15 protein-coding genes are annotated in these 20,417 nt (G+C 49.7%); 12 read left to right on the top strand and 3 right to left on the bottom strand.

Annotated elements, in window-relative coordinates; genetic code table 11:
• The first annotated feature begins 2 nt into the window (after positions 1 to 2).
• The 5 genes from BM030_RS07950 (at position 3) to BM030_RS07930 (ending at position 5,113) form a co-directional block, all read left to right on the top strand.
• On the top strand, positions 3 to 692 hold the full coding sequence (locus BM030_RS07950) for a hypothetical protein (protein WP_211657551.1): 690 nt from the start codon (positions 3 to 5) through the stop codon (positions 690 to 692).
• Positions 689 to 1,738, top strand: a complete 1,050-nt coding sequence (locus tag BM030_RS07945; RefSeq protein WP_090972984.1) for a DUF3644 domain-containing protein — start codon at positions 689 to 691, stop codon at positions 1,736 to 1,738. The genes BM030_RS07950 and BM030_RS07945 overlap by 4 nt, the downstream gene beginning before the upstream one ends.
• 55 nt (positions 1,739 to 1,793) lie before the next feature.
• Positions 1,794 to 3,113: an RNA-binding domain-containing protein gene (locus BM030_RS07940; RefSeq protein ID WP_090972982.1), complete on the top strand. Its 1,320-nt coding sequence runs from the start codon at positions 1,794 to 1,796 to the stop codon at positions 3,111 to 3,113.
• Positions 3,114 to 3,301: 188 nt separating this feature from the next.
• Positions 3,302 to 4,204, top strand: a complete 903-nt coding sequence (locus BM030_RS07935; protein WP_090972980.1) for a DUF4886 domain-containing protein — start codon at positions 3,302 to 3,304, stop codon at positions 4,202 to 4,204.
• Positions 4,205 to 4,381: 177 nt separating this feature from the next.
• A complete protein-coding gene (locus BM030_RS07930) occupies positions 4,382 to 5,113 on the top strand; it encodes an SIMPL domain-containing protein (RefSeq protein WP_090972978.1) in 732 nt (243 codons plus the stop codon).
• 23 nt (positions 5,114 to 5,136) lie between these two features.
• Here BM030_RS07930 and BM030_RS07925 read toward each other — a convergent pair whose 3' ends face one another.
• Positions 5,137 to 9,414 (bottom strand): translocation/assembly module TamB domain-containing protein, encoded by a 4,278-nt coding sequence (locus tag BM030_RS07925; protein ID WP_139215840.1) that lies wholly within the window; start codon positions 9,412 to 9,414, stop codon positions 5,137 to 5,139.
• Between the two features lie 124 nt (positions 9,415 to 9,538).
• On the opposite strand from BM030_RS07925, the gene tsaD reads away from it, so the two are divergent.
• Together tsaD and mgrA are read left to right on the top strand one after the other, a co-directional pair.
• Complete coding sequence (gene tsaD, locus BM030_RS07920) at positions 9,539 to 10,540, top strand: tRNA (adenosine(37)-N6)-threonylcarbamoyltransferase complex transferase subunit TsaD (protein WP_090972974.1); 1,002 nt, start codon at positions 9,539 to 9,541, stop codon at positions 10,538 to 10,540.
• 55 nt (positions 10,541 to 10,595) lie between these two features.
• Complete coding sequence (gene mgrA / locus BM030_RS07915) at positions 10,596 to 11,627, top strand: L-glyceraldehyde 3-phosphate reductase (RefSeq protein WP_090972972.1); 1,032 nt, start codon at positions 10,596 to 10,598, stop codon at positions 11,625 to 11,627.
• Position 11,628: 1 nt separating this feature from the next.
• Here mgrA and BM030_RS07910 read toward each other — a convergent pair whose 3' ends face one another.
• Together BM030_RS07910 and aspS are read right to left on the bottom strand one after the other, a co-directional pair.
• Entirely contained in the window at positions 11,629 to 13,008 is a 1,380-nt protein-coding gene (locus BM030_RS07910) for a lactate utilization protein B (RefSeq protein WP_090972970.1), read from the bottom strand.
• A 53-nt stretch (positions 13,009 to 13,061) separates the two neighbouring features.
• Positions 13,062 to 14,804 (bottom strand): aspartate--tRNA ligase, encoded by a 1,743-nt coding sequence (gene aspS / locus BM030_RS07905; protein ID WP_090972968.1) that lies wholly within the window; start codon positions 14,802 to 14,804, stop codon positions 13,062 to 13,064.
• Positions 14,805 to 15,020: 216 nt separating this feature from the next.
• On the opposite strand from aspS, the gene mraZ reads away from it, so the two are divergent.
• Genes mraZ through BM030_RS07880 form a run of 5 tightly spaced genes read left to right on the top strand, consistent with a single transcriptional unit; the run spans position 15,021 to position 20,410 of the window.
• Complete coding sequence (gene mraZ / locus BM030_RS07900) at positions 15,021 to 15,494, top strand: division/cell wall cluster transcriptional repressor MraZ (protein ID WP_090972966.1); 474 nt, start codon at positions 15,021 to 15,023, stop codon at positions 15,492 to 15,494.
• On the top strand, positions 15,487 to 16,407 hold the full coding sequence (gene rsmH / locus BM030_RS07895) for a 16S rRNA (cytosine(1402)-N(4))-methyltransferase RsmH (protein ID WP_090972964.1): 921 nt from the start codon (positions 15,487 to 15,489) through the stop codon (positions 16,405 to 16,407). Before mraZ ends, rsmH begins: the two co-directional genes overlap by 8 nt.
• An 8-nt stretch (positions 16,408 to 16,415) precedes the next feature.
• The gene (locus tag BM030_RS07890; RefSeq protein WP_244518785.1) at positions 16,416 to 16,820 is read left to right on the top strand and encodes an FtsL-like putative cell division protein; all 405 of its coding nucleotides are present in this window, start codon (positions 16,416 to 16,418) and stop codon (positions 16,818 to 16,820) included.
• Between the two features lie 42 nt (positions 16,821 to 16,862).
• Positions 16,863 to 18,956, top strand: a complete 2,094-nt coding sequence (locus tag BM030_RS07885) for a penicillin-binding protein (protein ID WP_090972960.1) — start codon at positions 16,863 to 16,865, stop codon at positions 18,954 to 18,956.
• Complete coding sequence (locus BM030_RS07880; protein WP_090972958.1) at positions 18,953 to 20,410, top strand: UDP-N-acetylmuramoyl-L-alanyl-D-glutamate--2,6-diaminopimelate ligase; 1,458 nt, start codon at positions 18,953 to 18,955, stop codon at positions 20,408 to 20,410. The genes BM030_RS07885 and BM030_RS07880 overlap by 4 nt, the downstream gene beginning before the upstream one ends.
• Positions 20,411 to 20,417: the final 7 nt, after the last annotated feature.

Below are 20,417 nucleotides of genomic sequence, written 5' to 3'. Positions count from 1 at the left end.
GATTGGTTGAGATTTTTGAAGAGTGCCGCAAAAATCTTTATACGCAGGTTGATGTGTTGGGCTTTGAGTTTGAAATGGGCTTAACCCCCCAGTTCATTCAGGAACTCAAAGAAAAAGGTGTTTCCATTACATTGAAATACATACCCAAAGATGTATTTGACAAACGAGCGGTTGAGAAAGGACAAGTAAAATTCTTTGATGTTGCCTATTTAAACACCAAAGAAAAAATCAATGGCAAATCTATCACCATCGAACTGACCGACTTTGTTACCCACTACACCCAAGACGATATTGAAGAATTACAGCAATCCATGCGAGCAGGAAGCAAAGTAGTGATTGAAGATGGGCAGATTATCAAAGTAGAAAAAGATAAAAACGGAATCATCACCAAAACCATTCTCACGAAAGACTGGCACGACTGGATAGATTACTGGGCAATCGACTTCAACTACGAAGACAAAAAGGAAATCATCAAAATCAAAAACGAATCGGGCGAAACCGAAGAACGATGGACGGGTAACTACCTTTTTGAAAACGAATGGCAGAGTTTCCGCACCAAGAAAAATCCAACGCTTGAATTTACAAGCATTGCTTACGAATACAAGAAAGCGGGCAAATACAAAGTAATGGTGAAAGTGGTTGACATTTTAGGAATTGACACAAGCAAGATTATTGAAGTGCATATCAAATGAGAAAGGAAGCAAAACACCTGTATCAAAAAGCCATTGACTCACTTACATTGAGTATTGAGCTTTTCAATCGTCCGAACGATTGCGGACGAATACACGGTGTTTTGATTTTTATGAACCATTCATTTGAAATGTTGCTCAAAGCAAGCATCATTCACAAGGGCGGTAAAATCAAAGAAAAAGGTGCTAAAGAAACTATTGGCTTTGGTGCTTGTGTGCGGAAGGGATTTAGCGACAATACAATCAAGTTTTTATCTGACACGGATGTTTTGACATTGCAGACCATTAACGGATTGAGAGATGCAGCACAACATTACACACTTGAAATGTCGGAGCAGTATCTGTATTTCCAAGCCCAAGCGGGTTTGACACTTTTCAGAGATATAGCCAAAAAAGTATTCAATATTGACTTAAAGACTCAATTGCCTGTAAGGGTTTTGCCTCTTTCCACCACTCCACCTATGGACATTCAAGCTTTTTTCAGCACAGAAGTTCAGGAAATAAAAAAGCTACTTGCACCAAAGAGCAGAAAGAAACTGGAAGCCACAGAAAAGTTAAGAGCATTAGCGATAATGGAAAATGCTATTCAAGGAAATGAATCACAGCCATCGGACACAGAACTAAAAGCATTAGCCAAGCGACTTTCAAAAGCTACCAATTGGGGACAGCTTTTTCCAAGCGTTTCAACCTTGTCATTTACTCAAAACGGTTATGGCCCTTCATTGGACTTGAGAATTACTAAATCAGAAGGCGTTCCCGTGACAGTTGTTCCCGAAGGAACACCGGGAGCAGGTGTGGTTGCTATTAAACGAGTGAATGAATTGGACTTTTATAATCTTGGAAGAGACCAATTAGCAAAGAAATTAGGACTTACTGGCCCAAAGACGACAGCAGCCGTGAAACACTTTGGAATCAAAGATGACCCTGAATGTTTCAAGCATCTAAAAGTAGGTAACGTTCCATTTGACAGGTATTCACAAAAAGCAATAGAAAAAATAAAGGAAGGACTAAAAACAAAAACGATTGAAGAAATTTGGAATGAAAGATAATAGCCAACGCACAGGCCAAAATGGAGAAGTTTTTGTTTTTAAAAGATGACCATCGATGCCCGAAACCAACCGCATAGAATACAAAAGAGAGCTCAATATCGATGTGGATATTGAAAAGGAGGTTATAGCCTTTTTGAACTACCATGAGGGCGGTGTGATTTATATCGGCATTGACAAGACCGGCAATGTCGTGGGCGTATCGGACGCAGAGGGTGATGCGCTCAAAATCAAAGACCGTATCAAAAACAATATATCGCCATCGGCCATGGGCTTGTTTGACGTAGTGGTGGAGGAGCGCAAGGGCAAGGAGATTGTAAAAATCACCGTAGCCAGTGGCAGCGAAAAGCCGTACTTCAAGAAAAAATACGGGATGACCGACAAAGGTTGTTTTATCCGCGTAGGCACAGCTGCGGAGCCAATGCCGCAGGGGATAATTGATAAACTATTCGCTACCCGTACCCGGAATTCTATCGGCAAAATCCGGTCGAACCGACAGGATTTGACTTTTGAGCAGCTTCGTATTTATTACGAGGAAAAACGGAAGCCGCTCAATGGCCAGTTCAAGAAAAGTTTGGAGTTGCTTACCGAAGATGGTGCGCTCAACTATGCAGCTTATCTATTGGCTGATGAAAACGGTGTTTCCATCAAGGTGGCAAAGTATCGCGGTACGAATCGGGTGGACCTCATTGAAAACAATGAATACGGCTGTTGCTCGCTTATCAAAGCCACGAAAAGCGTATTGGATAAAATCGAATTGGAAAACCGGACAGCAACTCAGATTACATCCAAGGAGCGCATAGATCAGAGGCTGTGGAATCCAGTAGCCCTTCGTGAAGCGATAATCAATTCGATTGTTCATAATGACTTTACACGAGAAGTACCTCCTAAGTTTGAGATATTTGCAGATAGAATTGAAATTACTTCCGCAGGTATTTTGCCAGAGGGATTAAGCGAAGAAGAGTTCTTTGAGGGAGTTTCAATTCCTCGGAATCGGGAGTTGATGCGTGTGTATCGAGATCTGGAACTGGTAGAGCAATTGGGGTCAGGAATACCTAGGATCTTGGAAAGCTATGGAAAGGAGTGCTTTCGTTTTATGGATAACTTTACACGGATGACATTTCCGGCTTCAGAGGAAGTGATTCCTCAAAGTGGGTTGGTAGATGGGTTGGTAGATGGGTTGGTAGATGGGTTGGTAGAAAGTCAGCGTAAAATTGTGGAATTGGTTAAAGCCAATCCAAAAATATCTAAAAAGGAAATGTCCGAAAGTATTGGGATAAGTACGACGGCCATAGACAAGCATATAAAGCGCCTACGAGATAAAAATATCCTTAAACGAGTAGGTAGCAATAGGTCCGGATACTGGGAATTGCAATAAATGAGGGTGTTGGTTTGTCCGTTACTTGTACTTTTGTAAATTAAAAACACTGAAAATCAATTATTAACACTTTTTGCATCGGGAAGTAAGTTTTGATAACCGTCATTTGTTTTCTGTGCAAACTCCCGCAGGATAGTCCATGACACTTGTTGAATATTCTTTTCATTCTTTTGAAACGAACGAGTATCATGAAGCTACAAGCAATTTTCTGCGTGCTTTTTGCACTATTTGGAGCATTGCTATTCAATGCCTGCATTTCGCTTAAAGCGTCCGGGACAGCCGGTCCTTCGTCAGACAGTATTCTGAGGGTATTAGCCATTGGCAACAGCTTTTCTGCCGATGCCTTGGAGACGCATCTGCACGGAATCGCCAGGGCTGCTGGCGTGCAGATGCAGATCGCCAATTTCGCGGCACCAGGTGCCGGGCTGGACTTTCATGTAAGATACGCGACAACGGATAGCACCAAGTATATTTATACAAAGATAGAACCCGATGGAGCAAAAAAAGTCGCCCATCGCATTGCATTGGGTGACGTGTTGAATACGGAAGACTGGGATCTGATCAGTTTTCAGCAAGTAAGTCACCTTGCAGGGGAGTTTGAAACGTTCGAGGCGCATCTCCCGGCACTGGTCGAGCATGTGCGACAACACCTGACTAAGGCCCGGCCGATCTATGCTTTGCACCAGACTTGGGCTTATGAAGAAGGGTGTAAGCACCCGGGCTTCGCATTATACAACCATGACCAACAGATTATGTATCGCGCTGTTGCAGATGCGGTAAATAAGGCTGCATCACTCGTCGACATCGATGTGATTGTACCATCCGGAACGGCAATACAAAATGCCCGAACAACTTTTATGGGGGACGCCTTTACCTCGGACGGCTTCCATCTCGCTCCACAGACGGGAAGATATATCGCAGCGGCGACTTGGTTTCAAAAACTCACGGGCATCAGTGTTCTCGGCAACAGTTATCGCCCCCCGGAAGTGACTGTGGAACAGCTCGCGGTGATGCAGTATGCGGCGCATTTGGCGGTAAAACAGCCCAATGAGGTTACTTGGATGTCGAATAAAGAGGATTGGGGAATGTAAGGAGGGAAAGTACTTAAGCCGTGAGGGCTTCGAAGGCGGGATGACGGCCAAAAAGTACATGTGCATCACCAAGGTTTACCATAGTTGACTGGCTGACATTTGGGAAGTAACCGGCGTCATCTCGAGCCTTGCCTTTGAATAGTCGTTGTGATTACTTATTTTTGATAGATTATTTATATGAAAAGCTATATCACTGCCGCTATCATCAGCGTTGCGTTTATTATTTCAACCGTGCTCTTGGTCAGCGCATTCAAAAACCGCCATGCCAATGAAGACACCATCAGCGTGACCGGGCTGGGAAGCACCGATTTCGTCTCCGATTTAATTGTGTGGAACAGTTCGTTTTCAAAGAAGAGCAACGATTTGAAGTCGGCCTATGCATCGTTGGAGCGAGACCGGAATGCGTTGAGAAGCTACCTGGTTTCCAAGGGGATCAAAGAAAATGAAATTGTTTTCTCTTCGGTCAATATCGCCAAAGATTTCGAAAACAGGTATGACCAGCAATACAATATCCGCTCACAGGTGTTCACGGGTTATACCCTAACGCAAAACGTGCAGGTCGAAAGCAAAGAGGTGGAAAAAATCGAGGGGATTTCCCGCGAGGTGACCGAGCTCATCAATTCCGGTGTGGAACTGTATTCAAATCCGCCCCAGTATTATTATACCAAACTGGCTGAACTGAAACTGAAAATGATTGCTGAAGCAACTCAGGACGCTAAACTGCGTGCGGAGCAGATTGCTCAAAACGCGGGTGCACGGTTGGGCGACCTGAAAAAGGCCGATATGGGTGTCTTTCAGATTATCGCCCAAAATTCTTCGGAAGAGTATTCCTGGGGCGGTTCTTTCAATACTTCATCAAAAAAGAAAACGGCTACCATTACGATGAAGCTTGTTTATCAGGTTGACTGATTCACCTTGGCAGTATTCCGCAGCTATTCTTTTTCATCTTCTTGTTTCCGCTTTAAGGTAAGCATACGCCGCAGGTATTCCTGGAACGTATAAAACTCCTGCCGGTATACCAGGCCCAGGGCGCTCACGTAGTTGTCGTTAATCGTAAGGGGCAAGAAATTGCGGCTGTTCAAGCGGTTGGAACCGCGCAAGACCAGGCGGCCATCCTTGCGGATTAGATAGAGCAGTTCGGCATCGGTGACTATGCGGTTGCCAAAAACGTTTAGGTCATTGAGGTTTCGCCGGTCGGTAACTCCACCTGTAAAAATCAGCCGATCATTGAATAGCCTCACCGATGCGCTGGCGTCATTGAGCGAACGGATATTCAGGTCAATGAAATTGAGGTTAAGGGATTGGGTGATGAGATTGTTAAGTTGGTTGAATGCCAATTCCGTACCGGCACTCAGCAAGGTGTTGTTTAGCTCCCTGCTAAAATCTGCCGCAGCGCCCGGGGCGAAGCTTCGGCGTACGATGAGGCTGAGTGCTTGCTGGTTTATGTTATTGACATCGCTGAGGTAGCTTTGCAATTCATCTTTCACATATGGGTCGTTGGGAAAATTCAGTGCGAAAGTAATGTCGGGTCGTAACAGGCTGCCGTTGAGGTTCATTTCCGCCTGGGCCAGCACCCGTTGTTCTGTAACTTCCCGGCCTGCCGCATTGTAAAGCGGGGCAAGGCTGGTACGCTGCCCGTATACGGCGGTAAGGTTAATGGTGGCTTCAGTAGGCTGGCCTGTCCACCGGATAGTGCCCCCGCTGTTGATGTCGAATATCTTATTGATGAAATCCTGCGCCCTGAAAGTGAATTGACCGCCGTTGATGGTGTAATCGCCAAACATTTCGAAATCGCCGAAACTGGATACGCGTAAAGACAATAAGCCTTCCCCCCGGCCCGATAACTCTCCCAGGTCGGTGTATAAGCTGGTTTCGGCTTCTGGTGTCACTTGAAGATCCATGTTCATGCTTACTCCCCTGAACAGGCGTGATTGGGACCGCGGCGTACCCAGTGTATCATGACTCACAAACCGGATAAAGTCATTTTCGCTTACCGTCCCAGCGGCATTGAGCGGAATATGGAAACGTGTGTTTTCATCCGTTCGGGCCTGAATATCAATCGCAATGGCGTTGGTAGGTCCGTTGAATGCAAATTTGCCCGTGCCATATGCGGTCCCGTAATACAAGGGATTATCCCTGAACGTGGTGTTGAGCGCCAAAAAGTTGTTGGCATCGATAATCACATCAATATCCGGCACCAGCGGGTTACGCATGTCCACTTTGCCGTTAACGATGGCCGTATTGTTCCGTGGGTCCACAATGGTCAGATCCATCAATAGGATGGTACTGTTATCCACGGTTACTTTATCGTTAATCCGGTAGGGGGTTTTAAGGTAATTGACGGTAAAAGCTGCATCGTGCAGGTAGCAGGTGCCGTTAATCTGCGGAGCCAGTAACGAACCGCTCACCTGTAGGTCGGCTGATACTGCTCCATGAATATCCGAAACCAAGTGGCCTAAAAACGGCTGGAACATGCGCAGCGCCATCTGGTTGAGCTGCGCTTTAACATTGAGTTTGTCGGTCTGAGCTGCCGCGTTGTATGTTCCCGCAGCTGTCATGCTCCTGGTGCCATCGCGGGCGGCTTCCAGCCGAACATTGACCAATTCGCTGACACGGTCAAAGTCGGCCCGAAGTAGGACGTCGCCGATTTCATGTTGGTTAAACCGGACATCCCGCGCGATGATATCGGCCAGTGCATACGGATTTTTCAAAACGGAAGATACGTCCATACGGCCGTTGAGTACACCGCCGATTTCAACGCCTGCGGGCTGTGTGATGGAGTTGAAGGTACTGAGCTTGAAGTTCTTGAAAGTGAGGGATACGTTATCCGTCGCATCGGTTGAAAATGTTCCTGATAACTGCATAACCTGCTCGTTATTGGCGATCTGAAAATCATATGCAGTGAATTTTCCATCGTTGATAAAACCGGCGGCGTTGCCGCCGAACTGCCAGGGTTCGTGGTTCAATATCAGCGAAGAGGGAAGCAGGTTAATGGCTATCGGTTCGGTTTTATGGAACCGAGCCAAACCGTTTAAATCCAGTTGATTGCCAGCCGTAACATCAGATAGTTTCAGGTTAAAATGCAGACTGTCGCGAGCCATCACATTGGATAAATTGAAATTATTGATATATAAGCTGTCGGCCGCGCTCACGCGATCGGCGGTAACCATCAGCCGCAAGGCATCGCCCATCGTGGATTCGTCTACTATGAGACGCGTCACACTGATATTACCGTAGGATAATTCGGGCACGAGAAAATTGACAATAGCCGCACTATCTGCCGTTGAAAACCGGGCGTTCAACGATGCGCCGCTCGGTAAGATGAGTTTCGGTGCGATAAGTGCGGCGATGGGCTCAAACTTTCTGAGTGTTAGATTAATGTCAAAAGCCTGCGTGCCGGGAGGCCTTACATCGAACTCCATGGATGGCGCATATCGCATGGCAATGGATTTGAAATAATTGCCTATGCTGTTGAGATCGAACGTTCCCCTTAGGGTTGCCTCAGCAAGGTCAGACCGGAGCTGAAGTGTACGGAGCATTTCATCACCGTGGGCCGCGAGCACCAGCGAATCAATGGAATAGGTGCTGGAATCAGTCCGAAAACGGATGTCACGCACGGCAATGGTCCCCTCTATGCTATTCAGCGTACGGCCGTTGAAGTCAGTGGATATGGCGGCATGCGTTACAGCCACCGGCGATTCTTTTTTAAGAAGACGGAGCTCGTTGAGCTGTGCATGTGCCACCTCGGCGGTAAATGCGTATTCGGGCCGCTGGGAGTTCAGGTTTATCGCACCGTTGAGGGATAACCGGAGATTCGGGTCGTCTATCGCAGCACGGCCGGACAATTGCATTCCTGTGGCCTTGCCCGCTATCCCGATGCCGGTATATCGGTAACCGTTGAAGTCGACGTGCCCCATATGGCCGTCTATCTCACTGTCTATGTCTTGTAATGTATACCCTTTGCCTGCTATATTTACGGTGAAAGCACCGCGCCCCACCTGTGATTGCTGCAACAGGGTTCCGAGATCAAAATCATCGGAAGAAAGGTGCGCCGAATAGTGCCCAGCTTTGCCGGTTTGTATGCCCAGATCAATAGCTGCCGTGCCAAGGACTGTTTCCAGGGTGCCTTTGGCGGTAAAGTCGCGGTACAGGCCAGCCAACCTGCCTCGGTATACCAGGTTGCCCATACGGTTAAACAGCGAAGGAATATCAGGGGCGCTCCAAAGGCCCCACCGGGATACCAGCGATTCGATTTCCCTGCAGTTGGTTGCCAATTGGGTTAGCTCCACGTCAAACACCGTTTGATTGATGTTTGGCAATCCCTGCACCGAAAACCCGCCCTCCAAGCTGGTGCTATCACTCACGGTGAGCTTTACTCTGTCGGCTACGAAGTCGGCTACGGTGCCGGAGAATAAACCGGATACGGTGGCCTCAACGTTAAGAGATGCGGCATCCGGCGCGAAAAACGCGATGTCTTCCGAATGTATAAGCGCTTGGTGAAGGGTCAGGTGCGCGGATACGGAGTCGATGAAATTCCGGAATGCCGGAAAACTGCCGTATTCGAGCCGTAGGTGGTTGCCGATACGGCTTCGGTTTGTTTCCAAGACCAGGTTCTGCAGCTCAATGCTGTGGGAGTCTACTACTGCCAAGGCATCCAACTCGCGGATCCGGAAGCCGCTCTGCTCTTCGAGTCGAAGTTGCTTAATGGTCGACTTAAACAAATGGTTGTCCATATCGATATCGGTGAAGCGGCCGCTGACTTTGGTTACCCGAATGTCGTTGAAGTCGATACCTCTGGACGTGCTTGAGCTTATTCCGGTGCGCTTGTAGGCCAGTGAAATGTCGGAGAGGGCGATTGAACGTACCGCGAGGGTGATGCCGCCGCCGGAGGCTGGCTTGCTGGTCGGAGGATTGAAGTAATCGATGATGAACGAGAGGTTGGTACTATCCGGATAGTGCTTCAGGAAAAACCGACCATCGGCCAGTTCCAACTGTTTCACAATAACCCTGCTGCTGCGCAGCTGCCAAAGATCGACCTCCGCTGCCAGTTGGCGGGTATACAACAGCGTATCGCCTGCCCGGTCGGCAATGTGCAGGCCATTAAGCACCAATGAAGAAAACGGTTTAAAATAAAGTCCCTGCACCGAAACGGTGGTGTGCAACTCCCGCGAAAGATATGCTGCCGCTTTTTGGGCGAAATAGGTCTGCACCGGTTTATACCGGAGCGAATAAATAACCCCGCTGAGCAAAAGCGGGAGCCCAGCAAGTGTCCAAAGCGTTATTTTTAAGATTTTTTTGATACTTTTGCTTCAGTTAAGCGTTCAAGTTATTGTTATGCCCATTATCCTCGGCATCGAATCATCCTGCGACGAGACATCCGCTGCCATCTGTATAGACGGAAAAATCCGTTCAAATATTATCGCCAACCAAACCATCCATGAAAAGTATGGCGGGGTGGTGCCGGAACTGGCGTCGCGCGCCCATCAGCAAAACATAATTCCAGCAGTAGAACAGGCATTCCGCGAGGCAAAAGTACATAAAAATGACGTGGATGCGATAGCCTTCACCCGGGGCCCCGGATTGCTGGGGTCGTTGTTGGTAGGTACTTCCTTTGCAAAGGCGTTCGCGCTTGCGCGTAATATCCCGCTAATCGATGTTAACCACATGCAGGCGCATATCCTGGCACATTTTATCGAAGAGCCGGTGCCCCGGTTTCCTTTCCTGTGCCTTACAGTGTCGGGCGGGCACACGCAACTGGTGTTGGTAAAGGACTATTTTGATATGGAACTGTTGGGGCAAACCCTTGATGATGCGGCAGGGGAGGCGTTTGATAAAACGGCCAAGATTCTTGGACTTCCCTATCCCGGAGGACCGTTGATCGACCGTTATGCGCAAGGGGGGAACCCCCTGGCTTACCGTTTCCCTGAACCGCAGATCCCGGGGTTAAACTTCAGTTTCAGCGGGCTGAAAACAGCTATTCTATACTTCATGCAACAGAAAGAACAGGAGCAGCCGGGGTTTGTGCAGGCCAATATCCACGATATTTGTGCGTCGGTGCAAGCCCGTATTGTGTCTGTTCTGTTAAACAAACTCAGGCGAGCGGCTGAAGCTTCGGGCGTTCGCGATGTCGCGATTGCGGGGGGCGTGTCGGCCAATTCGGGCCTGCGGCAAAGCCTGCTGGCGCTGGGTGAGCGGCAGGGGTGGCGAGTATTTATCCCGCGTTTTGAGTATTGTACAGACAATGCAGCCATGATCGCTATAGCGGGCCACTATAAGTATGAGGCTGACGACTTTGTGGGACAAGAGGTGGCTCCGCTGGCCAGGTGGGCGGTCTGACGGCTATTGGCTGCGCTTGGAATTATGCGTTATGAATAAGAAATGATAGGGTGATATGAACTGGACTCCTAATCCCGACCGTTACGAGAATATGGTATTTAACCGCTGTGGGCGGAGCGGCTTGAAGCTGCCGATGATTTCTCTTGGTTTATGGAATAATTTTGGCGACGACAAGCCGCACGACGTCAAGCAGGCGATATGCAGGACGGCCTTTGACCTGGGAATCGCACATTTCGATCTGGCTAATAATTACGGTCCGCCGCCGGGAAGCGCCGAATTGGCCTTCGGCCGTATATTGAAAACAGACTTTGCAGGACTGCGTGACGAACTGATCATTTCCTCAAAGGCGGGATACGACATGTGGCCGGGTCCGTATGGCGAATGGGGCAGCCGCAAGTATTTAATCGCAAGTTGTGATCAGAGCCTAAAGCGCCTGGGTGTCGATTACGTCGATATTTTTTACAGCCATCGGTTCGATCCCGAAACGCCGCTGGAAGAAACCATGATGGCTTTGGATCATATTGTGCGATCGGGGAGGGCACTGTACGTGGGTATCTCCTCTTACAATGCCCGGCGTACACGCGAGGCGGCGCCCATACTGGAATCATTGGGGACGCCCTGCCTTATCCATCAACCCAGCTATTCATTGCTTAACCGTTGGGTGGAAACCGATGGATTATTGGATACGCTTGATGAGCTTGGTATCGGTTCCATCGTTTTTTCGCCGTTGGCGCAGGGCTTATTGACAGATCGGTACCTGGGCGGCATTCCGGCAGACAGCCGGGCAGGCATGGAACGGTTTTTCCGCAAGGAATTTCTCAATGATCGGAATATGGCTAATGTGCGGGCACTTCACGCCATCGCCCAGCGCCGGGGCCAGACCCTTGCTCAGATGGCCATCGCCTGGGTGTTGCGCGGTGGAAAGGTAACTTCTGCCTTGATTGGGGCCAGCAGGCCCGAGCAGGTGGTCGACTGCGTTGGCGCGCTCAAAAACCTTAATTTTTCGGCAGAGGAACTGGCCGAGATCGACAAACACGCGAAAGACGGAGGCATTAATATCTGGGCGAAATCGGCAGAGCTGGAATAGGTTATTTCTCTTTTGCCTTCCATTGTTGGCTGAATGACTTTGGAGCCACATTGGGCAGACCGCGCCGTTTGCCCCAGGCTTTCCTGAAAAAGCGCCGCAGGATGCTGTTTTTGAATCTACCGCTGAAAAAATCAATGACCTTGCGGCGCATCATGGCGAACGTAAATCCGCGCCACGCCAACCGTTCAGCTTTAGGAACCATGTTGTTGGCTACGGCATCTCGGCGGTTAAGCAGCAGCATTTTATGGATGTCTATCTTTACCGGACAAACCGCGGTGCATTTTCCACACAGGCTGGATGCGTAGCTTAAGTGCTTAAACTCCTCCATGCCCCGCAGGTGTGGCGTTATGAGTGAGCCTATCGGTCCGCTATAGGTCGTGTTGTATGTGTGACCGCCCACGTTTTTATAAATCGGACAACCATTAAGGCAGGCGCCGCAGCGGATGCAATACAGCCCTTGGCGCTGCTCTTTCTGTGCCAATAGATCAGTGCGGCCATTGTCGAGCAGCACAACGTACATTTCAGCGGGCCCATCGGTTTCTCCCTCCTGCCTGGGGCCACCTATGATGCTGTTGTATACTGTGAGCCGCTGGCCTGTGCCGTGGGTCGCCAGCAGCGGCCAAAACAGGTCAAGGTCGTTCAAAGAAGGGATGATCTTTTCAATGCCCACAATGGCGATGTGGATTCTGGGAAAGGTAGTGGTAAGCCGGGCGTTCCCTTCATTTTCCGTGATGGCGACACTGCCGGTATCCGCAATGAGAAAATTGCCGCCGGTAATGCCCACGTCGGCCGTGACGTACTGTTCGCGGAGCAATTCGCGGGCTTTCAGCGTCAGCTCCTGCGCGGTTGCATCAGGAGGCGTGCCGAAATGCTGATGGAAGAGCGCCGCGATATCCTGCAGACTCAGGTGCATAGCCGGCGTTACGATATGGTAGGGCTTCTGCTTGAGCAGTTGTACGATATATTCCCCCAAATCGGTTTCAAATGCCTGCACTCCCTTTTCTTCGAGAAAAGCATTGAGTTCAACCTCCTCGGTGGTCATTGACTTCGACTTGACCACCGTTTTGGCTCCGGCGTTTTCCATGATTTTCCAGATTTCCTGTCGGGCCTCCTCGGCATCGTTAGCCCAGATAACCTTTCCGCCCTTCCGCAGGAAATTGGCTTCGAACTCGGGCAGCAGCTTGTCAAGGTTTTCCATCACCTTCCACTTGATGATGTGGGCTTTGCGTTTTGAGTTTTCGATATGCTGGAACGGGGCCAACCCGATGCGGACGGCGGCATCGTACTTGTCGATATTATAGTTGATAATCTGCCGGTGGCGAGTCTCAAACGCTTTGGCAGCGCTGTCTTTCAGGAAAGAAGTTTCTTGTATAGACGGCATAAACAACGTGTTATTATAATAACAACGGAAAAAACGCGCAAGTGTTGCGACAATTAGCGTATCCCGATCCCAAGCTCACTAAGCTGTGCGGCGGAAATGGGTGAGGGTGAGTCAATCATCACGTCCCTGCCCGCATTGTTTTTCGGAAACGCGATGACATCGCGGATGCTGTCAAGGCCGCCAAACATAGCTACAAGGCGGTCAAAGCCGAAGGCAATGCCGCCATGCGGGGGTGCGCCATACGTGAACGCTTCCAGCAGGAATCCGAATTGTTTCTGAGCCTCTTCCTGCGTAAACCCGAGGTGCTTAAACAGCAGCGACTGCAGGTCCCTGTCGTGTATCCGGATGGATCCGCCACCTATTTCCGTGCCGTTGATGACCAAATCGTAAGCGTTTGCACGCACGGCACCCGGCTGCGTGTCCAATAACGGAATGTCTTCCGGTTTGGGCGATGTAAACGGGTGGTGCATGGCGTGATAGCGTCCACTTTCTTCATCCCACTCCAGCAGCGGAAAGTCAATTACCCAAAGGGGAGCAAACTGCTGCCTGTTGCGCAAACCCAATTGCGATGCTACCTCCAGTCGGAGTTCGCACAACTGTTTGCGAACCTTGTCGGCTTTACCGGCCATTACGAGCAATAGATCGCCCGGCTTGGCATCGAAGGCTTCCGCCCATAATTGAAGTTGTTCCGGACTGTAAAATTTATCCACAGAGGATTTGAGCGAACCGTCTTCGTTGCATCGTGCGTATACTAATCCGGTGGCGCCGATTTGCGGCCGCCGCACAAAATCGGTCAGCGCGTCCAGTTGTTTGCGCGTATACGATGCACATCCTTCCGCGTTTATGCCGACAACCAGCTCCGCATCGTCAAACACAGGAAATCCGGCGCCTTTAACCGCCGTATTGAGCTCAACAAACGGCATCCCGAACCGGATGTCCGGCTTATCAGAGCCATATAAGCGCATGGCCTGATCATACGGCATGCGGGGAATGTCTCCCAGATCGATGCCCTTGACCGTTTTGAATAGGTGTTTGATCAGTCCCTCGAAAAGGTTCAGCACGTCTTCCTGCTCCACAAATGCCATTTCGCAGTCGATCTGGGTAAACTCAGGTTGCCGGTCGGCACGGAGATCTTCGTCCCGAAAGCACTTGACGATTTGGAAATAACGGTCAAATCCGGATACCATTAACAGCTGCTTGAAAGTCTGTGGCGACTGCGGAAGTGCATAGAATTCACCGGGATTCATCCGGCTGGGCACAACGAAGTCACGGGCACCCTCTGGAGTAGACTTGATTAACACCGGAGTTTCCACTTCCAGAAAATGCTGTGCATCCAGGTACCTGCGGGTCTCTTGTGCGAGCTTATGGCGTAATATCAGGTTATTTCGCACGGGGTTGCGCCGCAAGTCGAGGTAACGGTATTTCATGCGCAGATCATCGCCTCCGTCCGTCTCGTCTTCAATCGTAAAAGGGGGGAGTTTGGCCGGATTCAAAATCTCAAGTGACGAAACTTTGATCTCGATATCGCCCGTGGGCAGTTTCGGGTTTTTGTTTTCCCGTTCGATAACCGTTCCCGTCACTTTAATGACATATTCGCGGCCCAATGTCCTGGCCTTGCTGCGCAATGATTCATCGTCGGCCGCATCAAAAACCAATTGGGTTACCCCATAACGATCGCGTACGTCAATAAATGTCATGCCGCCCAGGTCGCGCGACTTCTGTACCCACCCGCTCAGTACCACCGGCTTTCCAAGGTTCGCGAGGGTCAGTTCTCCGCAAGTATGTGTTCTATGCATTTTTCCGTTCTGTTAAGCGGCAAAAATAGCGGTTTTCCGGAACAACTCGCAGCCGTTGGGACGAGATTTTTTCCCGCCTATTAATAGCGCGTTGGTGGAGGCACAGAGGGCGGAACCTCCTGAAAATAAATGTGGAAAACTTTTTTGTGGGGAAAAGTGGGAGAAAGTGGAGTAAATTCCTACTTTTACATCATATTTATTGGGTAAAGTGTAACTATGGGCCATTTAATAGGCGAATTTGATTGCAAGTTGGACACCAAGGGAAGGATGGTGTTGCCGGCTGCGCTCAAAAGGCAGATGCCTGATGTTGAGCGTGCTGGCCTTGTAATTAATCGCGGCTTTGAAAAACACCTGGTGATTTACCCGAGAAGCGAGTGGGATAAGATTACCCGTAAGTTGGCAAAGTTGAACCAGTATGTGGCGAGAAACCGCAAGTTTATCCGCGATTTTACGCGGGGTGCCACAGAACTGGCATTGGATGCCTCAGGTCGTGTATTATTGCCCAAATCGTTGCTTGAATACGGCGGTATTGAAACGGATATCGTGCTTTCCTGTCAATTCAACAAGATAGAGGTATGGTCTAAAGAGGCTTATAATAAGTTGTGGGAAGATAGCGAAGATGATGATTTCGCGGCGTTGGCAGAAGAAGTAATGGGCAGTGATAGTTTTGGCGGAGAGGATGATGAATAGCGGATACCACGTGCCGGTGATGTTGCGGGAGTGTATGGATGCATTGGCGATAAAGCGGGATGGTACATATGTCGACGTCACTTTCGGAGGCGGGGGGCATTCGCGGGAGCTGCTAAAGCACCTGGGGCCGGAAGGGCGTCTATTCGCGTTTGATCAGGACCCTGACGCGTTGCGAAATGCGATAGCCGATGAGCGGTTTGTGCTCATCCATCAGAATTTCAGGTTTCTGAAGAACAATTTGAGGCTGTACAACGTCAGGGAGGTGGACGGAATTTTAGCGGATTTGGGTGTGTCTTCGCATCAGTTTGACGATGCGCAGCGGGGTTTTTCCACCCGGTTCGACGCGGAACTGGATATGCGGATGGGTCAATCGGGAGAGCTTGATGCGAAACACGTGCTGAATACCTATACAGAGGCCGAACTGCACCGGATTTTCGGCATGTATGGCGAATTGCAGAACGCCCGCACGTTGGCAAAGACGATCGTGACCGCACGCATCGCGCAACCGATTCACACCGTCGGCCAATTGAAAGCGGTGGTAGAGAGGCTGGTGCCGCGCGGCAAAGCGCATAAGTATTACGCGCAATTGTTCCAGTCGCTGCGTATTGAAGTAAACAGGGAGCTGGATGCGCTGCAGGAGTTTCTGCAACAGAGCGTAACCGTGCTGAAGCCCGGTGGCCGACTGGTCGTAATGTCCTATCATTCCTTGGAAGATAGGCTGGTTAAAAACTTCATGGCCAAAGGCAAGTTTCGGGGCGAGGTGGAGAAAGACTTTTATGGTAATGAAATCAAACCGCTTCATGTCATCAGCCGTAAGGCGGTGGTTGCAACTGAAGGGGAAGTGGCCCGGAATCCCCGGGCAAGGAGCGCGAAACTGAGGGTAGCGGAGAAAGCTGTGGGCACGGAAAAATAAATGCGGTGATGAGGAATACATATAAAAAGGGACCGTTGAGTGAAGAGCAGCAAGCAGAACTGCAGGAGACTGTGGAAGAGCGGGCAGATGCCACCAACTCGTTCTTCCAGTCGCTGTTTTCTTCTGATCGTTTCTCTTCGGCGGCATTTGTAAACTATATCCCGTTTATTGCTTTCGTTGGGCTATTGGCTATTATTTATATCGCTAATCGGCATTACGCAGAACGCACCGTGCGGGAAATTGACCAATTGGGCAGGGAGGTAAAGGAAATGAACTGGGATTACAAGTCGCTGTCGGCCGATTTGATGAAACTGACCACCCAAACGGAGATAGCCAAACGGGTAGATACCATGGGGCTAAAGGAACGGACAGCACCACCTAAAAAAATCGTGGTAGTAAGAGGTGGTCAATAGAAATAGGAGACATCTGAAAAGGACATAGAAAACGTGTAACGCATGAATATCAGAACCGACATACTGCTCAGAGTATACCTATCGTTCGGGTTGATCGTGCTTATTGCGGTGGCTGTGTTGGTTAAACTTGTTCATCTTCAATATGTCGAAGGTGACCAATGGCGGGCGATGGCCGACAGCCTGTCCACCCGTTACGTGGATGTGGAAGCGGTGCGAGGCAATATTTATTCCGCGGATGGAAGCCTGCTTGCCACATCGGTCCCCGAGTATGATATCCGCATGGATTTGTTAGCGCCGGGAATCCAGGAAGACGACGTGTTCTATGCCAAGGTGGATTCCTTGGCTGCCAGCTTATCGGCCTTTTTCAAAGACAAGTCGTCAGCCCAGTACGCGCGCCTCCTTAAGGAGGCGCGCGCGAAAAAGAACAGGTATTTCTTGATTAAACGGGACGTAGGGCATCAGCAATTAAAGCAAATCCGGACGTTCCCGATTTTCAACCTCGGCAGGTATAAAGGCGGGTTGATAGCCGAACGGAAGAACAAACGGATATTGCCTTTTACCACCCTGGCTGCGCGCACCATCGGTTACAAGATTCCCAGTGAAAATGTACATGTGGGGCTGGAGGGTGCCTACGGCGAATATATTGACGGCAAAAGCGGTAAACGGTTGGTGCAGCGAATCGCAGGGGGCGTATGGATGCCGGTAAATCGAGAAATCGAAGTGGCTCCGGTGGACGGCTCCGATATTATCGCCACCATTGACGTGAATATGCAGGATATGGCCCAACGGGCACTGGAAAAGCAGTTAATTGCCAGCAATGCCGACAATGGCTGCGTCATATTAATGGAGGTCGCTACGGGAGAAATAAAGGCGGTGGCCAATTTTACAAAAGATACGGATGGCGTATACCGTGAGAAATTCAATTATGCTATTGCGCAAAGCGCCGAACCGGGTTCCACGTTTAAACTCGCCTCGTACCTGGTGGCACTGGAAGATGGCTTAATCGATACAAATACCATCGTTGAAACCGGTAACGGTACTTATCGGGTACACAGGCATACCATTAGGGATACCCATGCTTATGGCACTGTAACGGTCAAACAGGCATTCGAGGTATCATCCAATGTCGCCATCACTAAAATTATCAATACGTATTACCGGAATAATCCGGCAAAATTCACCAAGCGTTTGCATGCATTACATCTCAACGAACCGTTGGGGCTGCAAATCCCGGGAGAGGGCAACCCGCTTATCAAAACGCCGGAAGCAAAAAGCTGGAGCGGCCTCTCATTGCCCCAGATGGCATACGGTTACGAATTGAAAATGACACCGCTACAGATGCTCACGCTGTATAATGCAGTGGCAAATGACGGTAAGATGGTGGCGCCGTTGTTTGTGAAAGAAATCCGGCATTTAGGCAATACGGTTAAGCGTTTTGAGTCGCGTGTGATTGAAGACCGAATTGCTTCGGAGCGTACCATCCGGAAGCTGCAAGCCATGCTGGAAGGTGTGATGATTGAAGGGACGGGCAAACGGCTGCGAAACTCTATGTTCACTACCGCCGGAAAAACGGGAACAGCCCAAATGGCCGATGGAGCAGCAGGTTACCGGAACCGCAAATATCAGTCTTCTTTCGCAGGATACTTTCCGGCTGATAACCCCAAATATTCGATGATTGTTGTGGTCCAGAACCCGCGCAACGGCTATTATGGCGCGTCGATTGCCGGGCCGGTATTCCGTGAGCTGGCCGACATGGTCTACGCCAACGACCTCGATATGCATGACGATTTCGAACAGATGCGGTTTGTTGGCAATACGGAATTGCCGCCGACACGCAAAGGATCCAAATCGGCTACGTTACGGGTGTTTGAAGCCCTGGGTGTTAAAGCCACGTATGCTTCTACGGAACCATTGCAGCACGTAGACACAGTGAAGGGAATCCCCTTTGTGGATGTTGACATCAAAGAAGGTATTGTGCCCGATGTTCGCGGGATGGGGCTCATCGATGCTTTATATGCACTTGAGAACGCCGGATGCCGGGCAAAGGTAAGAGGCAGAGGGCAGGTGGTCGCGCAGTCACTCCCTGCGGGACAACGAATTAAAACAGGTACGCCAATACAGATAGAACTGGAATGAGGGGACTGAAAGACATATTGCATGGTATTCCGGTGCGGCAAGTTATCGGTAATTTGAATGTCGCAGTGGACAGCTTGACCTTTGATTCGCGGAAAGTGGGGGTAAACTGCTTATTTGTGGCAGTGAAGGGTACCCAGGTAGACGGGCATCGGTTTATCGGCGCCGCCGTGTCAAGTGGTGCATCGGCAATCCTTTGCGAGCAATTGCCAGAGACTACACATGACGATGTCACGTACGTCCAGGTGGACGATACGGCGTTTGCTCTGGGAGTATCTGCCGCTAATTATTTTGAGAACCCTTCCAAAAAGCTGCGGCTCGTAGGCATCACCGGAACCAACGGGAAGACTACCATAGCAACATTGCTTTATAAGCTCTTCCGAGAGATGGGGTATGAAGCGGGATTAATCTCTACCGTAAAGAACCAAGTTGGCGATCGTACGGTGGCCGCAACGCATACCACGCCCGATCCGGTTGCACTGAACGGGTTATTGCAGGAAATGGTTCAGACAGGTTGCGATTACTGTTTTATGGAAGTAAGCTCGCATGCCATTGCCCAGCAACGTATAGCCGGACTGAATTTCGCAGGCGGGATTTTCTCCAACATCACTCACGACCATCTGGATTTCCATAAAACGTTTGATGCATACATTAAAGCCAAAAAAACGTTTTTCGACGGGCTTGACCGGTTTGCTTTTGCGCTTTCCAATGCAGATGATAAAAATGGGTTGATCATGCTGCAGAACACGTTTGCGCATCGCAAAACTTACGGCATTAAAAGCATGGCCGACTTTAAGGCAAAGGTAATTGAAAGTCATTTTGACGGCATGTTACTGCATCTTGACGGCCATGAAGTGTGGGTGAAGTTGGTGGGGGGCTTCAACGCTTATAATATCTTAGCGGTATATGGCGCTGCAATCCTGCTGGAGCAGGAAACCATGAAGGTGCTTACAGCGTTGAGCAGCATCACCGGTGCTGAAGGGCGTTTTGATGCCACGATATCCAAACACGGTGTTGTGGGTGTGGTAGATTATGCGCATACGCCCGATGCGGTGCAAAATGTATTGCAGACCATCCAGAGTCTCCGTAAGAATAACGAAACCATCATCACCGTGCTGGGATGCGGGGGCGACAGGGACAAGGCAAAACGGCCGAAAATGGCTGCCGTAGCGGCAAAATACAGCGACAAAGTTATTATTACCTCAGACAATCCGCGCACGGAGGATCCATTGCAGATAATCCATGATATGGAGGCGGGCATTCCAGCGGATAGGAAGCGGGATGTTTTTTCCATTGCCGACAGGCGGGAAGCAATTCGCGCGGCCTGCCACCTGGCAAAGCCGGGTGATATCCTGCTGATTGCTGGTAAAGGTCACGAGAAATACCAGGAGATTAACGGAAAACGCTATGATTTTGACGATAAGCAAGTTTTGATTAACGCATTTAACGAACAATAACCCCTGT

It is taken from the genome of Parapedobacter composti, assembly GCF_900112315.1.
Taxonomy (GTDB): domain Bacteria; phylum Bacteroidota; class Bacteroidia; order Sphingobacteriales; family Sphingobacteriaceae; genus Parapedobacter; species Parapedobacter composti.
The sequence above is the reverse complement of the archived record's forward strand: the minus strand, read 5'-3'. Positions and strand labels throughout refer to the sequence as shown.

Bases quoted from the DNA above. Each gene is read 5' to 3' on its own strand.
- aspS (WP_090972968.1), bottom strand. From the start codon at position 14,804: ATGCATAGAACACATACTTGCGGAGAACTGACCCTCGCGAACCTTGGA.
- rsmH (WP_090972964.1), top strand. From the start codon at position 15,487: ATGAATAGCGGATACCACGTGCCGGTGATGTTGCGGGAGTGTATGGAT.
- BM030_RS07880 (WP_090972958.1), top strand. From the start codon at position 18,953: ATGAGGGGACTGAAAGACATATTGCATGGTATTCCGGTGCGGCAAGTT.
- BM030_RS07885 (WP_090972960.1), top strand. From the start codon at position 16,863: ATGAATATCAGAACCGACATACTGCTCAGAGTATACCTATCGTTCGGG.
- BM030_RS07945 (WP_090972984.1), top strand. From the start codon at position 689: ATGAGAAAGGAAGCAAAACACCTGTATCAAAAAGCCATTGACTCACTT.
- BM030_RS07930 (WP_090972978.1), top strand. From the start codon at position 4,382: ATGAAAAGCTATATCACTGCCGCTATCATCAGCGTTGCGTTTATTATT.
- mgrA (WP_090972972.1), top strand. From the start codon at position 10,596: ATGAACTGGACTCCTAATCCCGACCGTTACGAGAATATGGTATTTAAC.
- BM030_RS07890 (WP_244518785.1), top strand. From the start codon at position 16,416: ATGAGGAATACATATAAAAAGGGACCGTTGAGTGAAGAGCAGCAAGCA.
- mraZ (WP_090972966.1), top strand. From the start codon at position 15,021: ATGGGCCATTTAATAGGCGAATTTGATTGCAAGTTGGACACCAAGGGA.
- tsaD (WP_090972974.1), top strand. From the start codon at position 9,539: ATGCCCATTATCCTCGGCATCGAATCATCCTGCGACGAGACATCCGCT.
- BM030_RS07935 (WP_090972980.1), top strand. From the start codon at position 3,302: ATGAAGCTACAAGCAATTTTCTGCGTGCTTTTTGCACTATTTGGAGCA.
- BM030_RS07940 (WP_090972982.1), top strand. From the start codon at position 1,794: ATGCCCGAAACCAACCGCATAGAATACAAAAGAGAGCTCAATATCGAT.
- BM030_RS07910 (WP_090972970.1), bottom strand. From the start codon at position 13,008: ATGCCGTCTATACAAGAAACTTCTTTCCTGAAAGACAGCGCTGCCAAA.